The sequence below is a fragment of the Streptomyces sp. NPDC005202 genome (assembly GCF_040608235.1).
In the GTDB taxonomy this organism is placed as follows: Bacteria; Actinomycetota; Actinomycetes; order Streptomycetales; family Streptomycetaceae; genus Streptomyces.
Genome location: NZ_JBEXHW010000082.1, coordinates 1 through 3,433, shown reverse-complemented (window position 1 = coordinate 3,433; position 3,433 = coordinate 1). Strand labels below are relative to the sequence as shown.

General features: G+C 64.4%; 3 protein-coding genes and 2 pseudogenes. 2 read left to right on the top strand and 3 right to left on the bottom strand.

Going from position 1 to position 3,433, the window contains the following annotated elements:
• Nucleotides 1-812: 812 nt before the first annotated feature.
• Together ABZV31_RS38135 and ABZV31_RS38130 are read left to right on the top strand one after the other, a co-directional pair.
• The gene (locus ABZV31_RS38135) at nt 813-1,022 is read left to right on the top strand and encodes a hypothetical protein (RefSeq protein ID WP_355901458.1); all 210 of its coding nucleotides are present in this window, start codon (nt 813-815) and stop codon (nt 1,020-1,022) included.
• Between the two features lie 172 nt (nt 1,023-1,194).
• Nucleotides 1,195-1,305: pseudogene (locus ABZV31_RS38130) on the top strand (transposase); the annotation flags it as partial.
• A gap of 501 nt (nt 1,306-1,806) precedes the next feature.
• Here ABZV31_RS38130 and ABZV31_RS38125 read toward each other — a convergent pair.
• The 3 genes and pseudogenes from ABZV31_RS38125 to ABZV31_RS38115 form a co-directional block, all read right to left on the bottom strand.
• Entirely contained in the window at nt 1,807-1,965 is a 159-nt protein-coding gene (locus ABZV31_RS38125; protein WP_355901460.1) for a hypothetical protein, read from the bottom strand.
• A pseudogene (locus tag ABZV31_RS38120) lies at nt 1,937-2,167 on the bottom strand (transposase); the annotation flags it as partial. The gene ABZV31_RS38125 and the pseudogene ABZV31_RS38120, both read right to left, overlap by 29 nt.
• Before the next feature lie 158 nt (nt 2,168-2,325).
• A complete protein-coding gene (locus ABZV31_RS38115; RefSeq protein WP_355901457.1) occupies nt 2,326-2,802 on the bottom strand; it encodes a hypothetical protein in 477 nt (158 codons plus the stop codon).
• Nucleotides 2,803-3,433: the final 631 nt, after the last annotated feature.

The following is a 3,433-nucleotide window of genomic DNA, read 5'->3' as shown; positions in this document are numbered from 1 at the left end:
CGACACCTCGAAGCGTGAAGAACGGCCGCCCTGCTGTCTCAGGAAGCAACCAAGATCAGCGGGTCAGGTGAACCGCCGAGGTTAAACAACAAGCTAAGGCCGTCCTGCCGGTCGATGTTGCCCAAGCCGTCGAACTTGCTCTCCGGCAGGGGTGGGCCCCTACGATGCCGGGCCCCCCGTTCCACCTGGATCAGTCTGCCGGCTTCACCCCATCACTCTGACCTACGGGGCGGGGCCTCTATGGGTAAGGGGAAGGCGTGGGGTCGGCGGACAGCCATCGGGTGGGCATGGTGTCTTCTTGCCCCTGAGCCTTGCCGGGGACTTTGGTGACCTGTGCTTTCGCAGACAGTCTCCGCTGCACACGGTCCGCTATCGATCGACAGCGGTCAGTTCCCGAGGGTGGGGCGGTAGTCCAGATTCATTGAATCTGCACATCGAATGCGCAACTGCGGCACGGGGTGCGTTGGTTCTGCACGAGAGGCTGCCGGATGGTGCCCTGTTGGTGGGGAGTGTCCCGTTCGGAACCACCATGGCAATACCAGTCACCTCCCGGTGCCGCGCAGCATGTGGAGAAGCTGCCCTCAATTCGTGTTCAGGCCCGCACGGATCAGTAACCGGTGCGTTCAACTGCCGTGGCGGGAACGCCGATTGATTGGATGCCCGGCGCGCTCCGTGATTAGATCCTTTGCGCCGCCGGGGTCGCGCGAAGGTTTCCGGAAACGGATGTCGCACGCCTGCGGTCGCGGCCCGCCGTCAGTCCCCAGCGGGGCCGCTCCCCCTTGTGGAACATCCATGCGAAGGGAAGTTTCATCATGAACTCCGCTCCTCAGGTTCAGACCGTTGAGATCTCCGATGCCGAGCTCGACAACGTCTCCGGCGGCCTGAGCCCGCACGCCAGTGTCATCGCCGGCCCCACGGCGGTCAGCGACTCGTGTGTCCTGGCTCAGATCGACGCAGCCAAGAACGAGGCCCTGGGCGTCATCGGCCAGTACCACCAGGCTGGCGTCAGCGTCTCCTTCTGATCGGCAGCCTGACCGCCGGTCGGTGAGATCCCTTCCAGCACAACGGTGTGGTCGGGGTGGCAAGGCCGACGCAGGCTGTATGGAACAACAAAGCTCCTGGCAGGCACGGGTGGGACCTGTCCCCGAGTGGTGGACACCTCTGACTCCGGCCCCCGCAGGGGTCGGGTAGCTTTTGGTGATGAAGGTCTACTCGCCCGAGTTCAAGGCGGACGCGGTCGCGCTGTACCTGTCGGACCCGAGCCACACCTTCGAGGGCATCGGCAAGGATCTGAGGATCAGCCGGGGCGGAGCACGACGTCAGCGCCAACCGGATGGCGGGCGCCAGCACGCAGCGTGGGAAGCTCAGGTGATCTAGAGCTGATTGCCGTGTTGACCTGCGGCGGAGTGGTGTCGGCGCCAGGTCGGCCACCGACTTGATCCCCGGTGTTCCCCGTGGTTCCCCGCAGGATCTGGCACGGGTCTGGCACGGCCATTCGTCGGCGCCAACCGTGGCCACAAGGCCGTTGTCGGCAGCGGGTGTTAGCTTCCGGGGCAGAGATGGGCCGGTTCGATGTCCTCGCTGGGGGACACGGCGGCCTAGGGGGGTGGCCGGATAGGAGTCTCCGGACCTGCACGGTCCGGGACGCCGAATGGCTCCGTACCCACCCCCCTCATAACCTTCTGATCCGTAGCTCCAGCTGGATCGGTCAGCGGCGGTCATTCCGGTCGCCCGCAAGCTCTACAGCGGCGCTGCCGGACGGGGCGGTTGCTGTGGTTGCTGTACTGCGCTGCTGTACAGCGGAGGTCACCAGTCGCGCCACTTGTCCGTGATCTCGAATCGACCGATGCCGTTCCTCGCGGCCAAGGCCGGAACGTCGATGCCGTGCTCGCTCAGAGTCTGGTCGATGGGCTGCTCGCTTTCGTCGGTCTCGTATCCCGCGCCGTAACGCCTGGTACATCGCACCGTGCCCACGACGATGCTCGGCCGCCAAGGTCAGCTCGACCAGCGTCTTCACCGGCCCGTCTGCGCACAGCACCGCCTCGGTGAGCTCAAAGAGCGCATCAGCGCGAGTGTACAGGCAGTCGTAGAACTCGATCCGAAGCCAGGACAAGACGCCCAACGCCTCGACGGCGGGGGCGTTTCCGCGCGCTCCGTTACTCGACATCTCGAAGCTTGAGGGACGGCCGCGCCTGCTGTCCGGAAAAACGGCGAACCCCGGCGCGAGACGAACGCACCGGGGTTTAACGACAAGGAGAGTCACGCCACCGGGAACGAACTACGCCACGGCGAGCCCGCCGACGGGGTTCGGGTGTTCGCCTCGGGTCACTGAGGCGGCTTGGGCAGCTGCGTGAACGTGCACGGCCCGAGCGGCAAAGTACTGGGGCATACGCCCTCCCACACCTCTCCCGTCGAAGTCAACGCGGTGACGAATACCGGGCCGCCTTGGACATCGTCGGTATTAGATGCCAGTGTGGCATCGACGACGTTGGAGGGGCCTCCCACAGACTGCCAGCCACCAACAGGGGTAGGCGGTGTGGTCGACTCATTGATCGACAAGACGTACACCTTACCGTCACACACCACCGAGACGTACTTCTTGCCTACTCCGGCCGCTACGGCACCTTCATTCCCTGCAGAGTCGATGTCGTAACAGCCGCGCTCCGGCTTCGGACGAGCGTCTACGAGCCGCGCCGCATTTCCTGCCTCAGGCTGCGTCTGAGCTTCTGCTCCGCCAGCCCCGATGACCGTCATGATGGCTGTGGCGGTCAGCGCTGCGGCAATCTTGCGCTTCTGTTCCATTCCATGCGCTCCCCTCTTTTGCAGACACGGGGTCGTGATCTGCTTGGCGATAAAATGTTTACCAGGGAAACGCCATCCCCCCGGGACACACAGATTTCAACCATATGCCACTCACGTGGGCGTGACCGACCTCAACCGCAAGGGCGCTGCCGGGCTCTCCGCCGCCTGAAGAAGCACAAAACCGACAGCGCCGCGGTACGCGGCAATATTTGTTGACCATTCACCAAGGACGGCGAAATGTTCTGAGTGGCATTAATTGAGGGGGCCCGCATCCTCCTGGATACTCACGCGGACCAACTGAAGCGGGCTGCGGCAGCGAATCACTATTTGAAGATCTGACCCGTCGGAGTTCAGCGTAAGGTCGTGCTCAGGGCGGCGGAGGCGGGTTTGGCCGGTGTCCTGCCGGGTCTGGGGTCGAGCATGATCAGGGGGCCGTACGCTGGTTGGCAACTCGGGCAGGTTTTGGGACCTGCCCGCAATGTGCACGAGTGGGCCCCTGGTCTTGCTCGACGCGGGAACCCGGACCGGGGAGGTGGCTAAGACCGTGTCCTACGTGGTGAGGCGGACGAGGCGCTTGTAGCAGCACAGGGCGGCGGCGAGACCGAGAAAGGCCAGGTAGTTCCGGGGATTC